General features: G+C 52.7%; 1 protein-coding gene. It reads right to left on the reverse strand.

Going from position 1 to position 548, the window contains the following annotated elements; genetic code table 11:
* A partial coding sequence (locus tag LZG72_RS29080; protein ID WP_233878766.1) for a fibronectin type III domain-containing protein occupies window positions 1–548 on the reverse strand: 548 nt, incomplete at both ends.

Here is a 548-nt window from a genome sequence, read left to right on the forward strand (position 1 = left end):
TCTTCATTATTGGAAGCATCCGTCCAGGCGAGGTTAATCTGGCTGCTGCTGGTTGGTGTGGCTGATAAATTCGTCGGTTTAGCGGGCTTCGCAATGGGCGCGGCTGGCGTGGTCGCGTCCGCAACATTCGACCAGTCCGAAGTTCCCGAGCTATTTTTCGCGCGGATCCGGAAGTAGTATTTCGTGCTGGCATTCAGGCCGGTAACTTCTTTGGTTGTCGCATTACTGCCCAAATTTTCTGCATTACCCCAGCTTGATCCGTCCGTTGATCTTTCCAGATCGAAACTTTCTTCATTATTGGAAGCATCCGTCCAGGTAAGGTTAATCTGGCTGCTGCTGGTTGCCGTGGCTGATAAATTCGTCGGTTTGGCGGGCTTCGCAATGGGCGTGGCTGGCGTGGTCGCATCCGCAACGTTCGACCAGTCCGAAGTTCCCGAGCTATTTTTCGCGCGGATCCGGAAGTAGTATTTCGTGCTGGCATTCAGGCCTGTAACTTCTTTGGTAACCACATTACTGCCCAAACCTTCTGCATTACCCCAGCTTGATCC

Source organism: Dyadobacter sp. CY323, assembly GCF_021390245.1.
Lineage (GTDB): Bacteria > Bacteroidota > Bacteroidia > Cytophagales > Spirosomataceae > Dyadobacter.